The sequence below is a fragment of the Mesorhizobium sp. M7A.F.Ca.MR.362.00.0.0 genome (genome assembly GCF_004023175.1).
GTDB lineage: Bacteria > Pseudomonadota > Alphaproteobacteria > Rhizobiales > Rhizobiaceae > Mesorhizobium.
Genome location: NZ_RZTF01000365.1, coordinates 1 through 2699 on the forward strand (window position 1 = coordinate 1; position 2699 = coordinate 2699).

The following is a 2699-nucleotide window of genomic DNA, read 5'->3' on the forward strand; positions in this document are numbered from 1 at the left end:
TCGTCTGGATCGTGGTGGTCATAATGCCGGATATAGTCACGCGGCGGCTCCGCGTCACGGAAAAAACAAGGACACCGCGGGCGTCGAGAGGGCAGACAGCCCGCGGTGCGCCGTCGAAGCGGCTTAATTCTGAGGCGGCAGGTTGACGGTCTCGGGCAAGACGATTTCTTCGGGCAGGCTGCCGGTCATCGTCGACGTGTCGGGGCCGGCGGCGGACTTGTCGTCCATCATCGCTGCCGCGATCTTGGCGGTCTCCTTGGCGCGGGCGGTGATGGTGTGCATTGCCGACTTGCCGGTCTCGCAGACATCGGGCTTGCGTTCGCAAATGCCGGCGATATCGCCAACCGCTTCGCGTGCCGCAAACAAGGCCTGGATCGGCCCGACGCTTTCGCGGCCCGCTTCATCGGGGCCGACAGTCAGCGGCAGCGCCAGCAGCACCAGCGAAAACCAGAAAGCCATTCTTATGAGGAAGACCATGCCCTTGCCCTCTCGTCGTGACCGGATCATGCATCCATATGGCATGACCTCTTTTGTAGGCAGGATCTTGGCACACAGGCGCAAAGGACGGCTTGCGGGCAAAGAGAGAATTTTCCTCAAATTTTAGGCAAATTCGAAACGAAGCGTTCTGCGATCCATTTGTCTCAATTGCCAGTGATTTTCCTTAACAACAAATAACCATACATCCCCATGATTTTCCTGTATTTTTCTTGGAATGTGGAAGTCCGGGTGCCGTGTGCGCCTGTCCGATAGGTGCCGTCGCCGGATAACTCTCCGTTTACTATGGCTGCATTTGCCCGTGCTTTCGGCGGCCGGCATCCCGATATTTGCCGCAGGCCAGGGCCTTGGTCGGCCTTGCCTTATCCATTCCTTAAACGCTGGATGCCAGTTTCAAAGCCAACCAGAACCATCTGCAAAGCAGAGCTGTCCACGACAAGTGCGAGTGCGTTGAGTTGAGTTCAATCAAGGCCAGATACGTTGAATTGCCTGGCGCGATTTCTGCCGGTTGCGAACGTATGGTCCATCCGTCCATCCTTGGGCGGAGCCACCGCGAGCGCCAGCGCCGTTTCATCGGCGTCATGCTCGCCGCTCCTTTCTTTGCCGCCGGCACCGCGGTCACCCTGGTCACTTCAGGCATGGGCGTTGCCGTCACCATGGCCGCCATCTTCGCCGCCTTTGGCCTGTGCTGGTTCGTCGCCTTGCTGGTGGCGGCGACCGGCAAGATGGCGATAGCGAGTGGGCTCGCCCTGGTGCTGGCCGGCATTTCTCTCGGCAGTCTCATTGCCGCCGCGGGCGGGCTGAGTTCGCCTGTCGCCATGCTTGTCCTGGCGCTGCCTTTCGAAGCCTGGTGGATCGGCGGCTCGCGACGTGCAGCACTGTGGGGAGCCGTGTCGGCCGCTGTCGCCATCCTGGCTCAGCCTTTGGCTGGAACCGTATTTCCGTTCGCAGGAGCGCAGATCGCGGCGTGGCACTGGCTGGTGCCGTTGGCGTGGGCGCTTACGCTGATGCCGCGTGCATCGGCGTTTCAAAACACGGCCGACGCGGCTGTGGTCGACACTGCCGACCGGCTCGAAGAAATCATCGATGCGGTGGTCTTGCGGGTCCCCCGCCATGGCGAGGTCCTGGACGCGTCGCCGAAAGCGCGCACGCTTTTGAAACTGCCGCCCGAACTGCTGTCTGGAAACGGCCTCTTCGATCGCGTCCATCTGTCGGATCGCGTTTCCTATCTCAGCGCAATGGCCGACATGCGCGACGGTGCGCTGTCGCGCCGGCTCGAATTGCGCATCCGCCTGCCTCAGAACGGCAATAGCCTGACGGCCGACAATTACCGCCCGTTCTCGCTTGATCTGGTGCGCGGTGAGGAACAGGGTGACGTCTTTACGCTCGTCCTGCGCGAGAATGACGAGATCGCCCGGTTGCGCGAGGATCTCGCGGCGGCCAATGAGGCGGCCGCATCCGCCGAAGTGGCGAAGGGGCGCTTCCTGGCGGTGGTCAGCCACGAACTGCGCACGCCGTTGAATGCCATCATCGGCTTCTCGGATATGCTGCTGCATGAGATGTTCGGCGGCTTCAAGGATCCGCGCCAGAAGGAATATGTCGGCCTGGTGAGGGATTCGGGCCAGCATCTGCTCGCCGTCGTAACCTCGATACTCGACGTGTCCAGGATTGAATCGGGCGTTTATGCGACCGAGCCGGAGCCGTTCCGGTTCGCGGAAGCGGTCGACATGTGCCAGTCGATGATGCAGCTGCAGGCGCAGGCCAAGAACATCGATCTGCGGGCGCAGATCGCGCCGAACGCCGGCGACATCAATGCCGACCAGCGCGCCGTGCAGCAGATGCTGATCAACCTGGTCTCCAATGCGATCAAGTTCACCCCCGACGGCGGCGACGTCGTCGTCGGTGCCAAGCGGATCGGTTCGCGCCTGCATTTCTGGGTCAGGGATACCGGCATCGGCATCGCCGAGGAGGATTTCGCCAATCTCGGCAAGCCCTTCATGCAGATCCAGAACGACTATACCCGCCGTTTCGAGGGGACTGGTCTTGGCCTTTCACTGGTCAAGGGCCTGGTGGCGCTGCACGAAGGCACGATGTCCATCGAAAGCATGCCGGGCGAGGGCACCACGGTGACCATCAGCCTGCCGGTGAACGGACCGAAGGGACATCAGGCGGAGAAGGCCGGCGTGCTGACCATGCCTGTAGCG

Annotated in this window: 2 protein-coding genes; one reads left to right on the forward strand and one right to left on the reverse strand. The window is 61.8% G+C overall.

Translation table 11 applies throughout. The annotated features are described in order from the left end of the window. Nucleotides 1-123: 123 nt before the first annotated feature. Nucleotides 124-477 carry a DUF5330 domain-containing protein gene (locus tag EOC06_RS30020; RefSeq protein WP_128309499.1) on the reverse strand — a complete coding sequence of 118 codons (354 nt, stop codon included), beginning with the start codon at nt 475-477 and terminating at the stop codon, nt 124-126. Between the two features lie 536 nt (nt 478-1013). Between EOC06_RS30020 and EOC06_RS30025 the strand changes: the two genes are divergently transcribed. Continuing rightward, a partial coding sequence (locus EOC06_RS30025) for a PAS domain-containing sensor histidine kinase (protein WP_245470212.1) occupies nt 1014-2699 on the forward strand: 1686 nt, incomplete at its 3' end.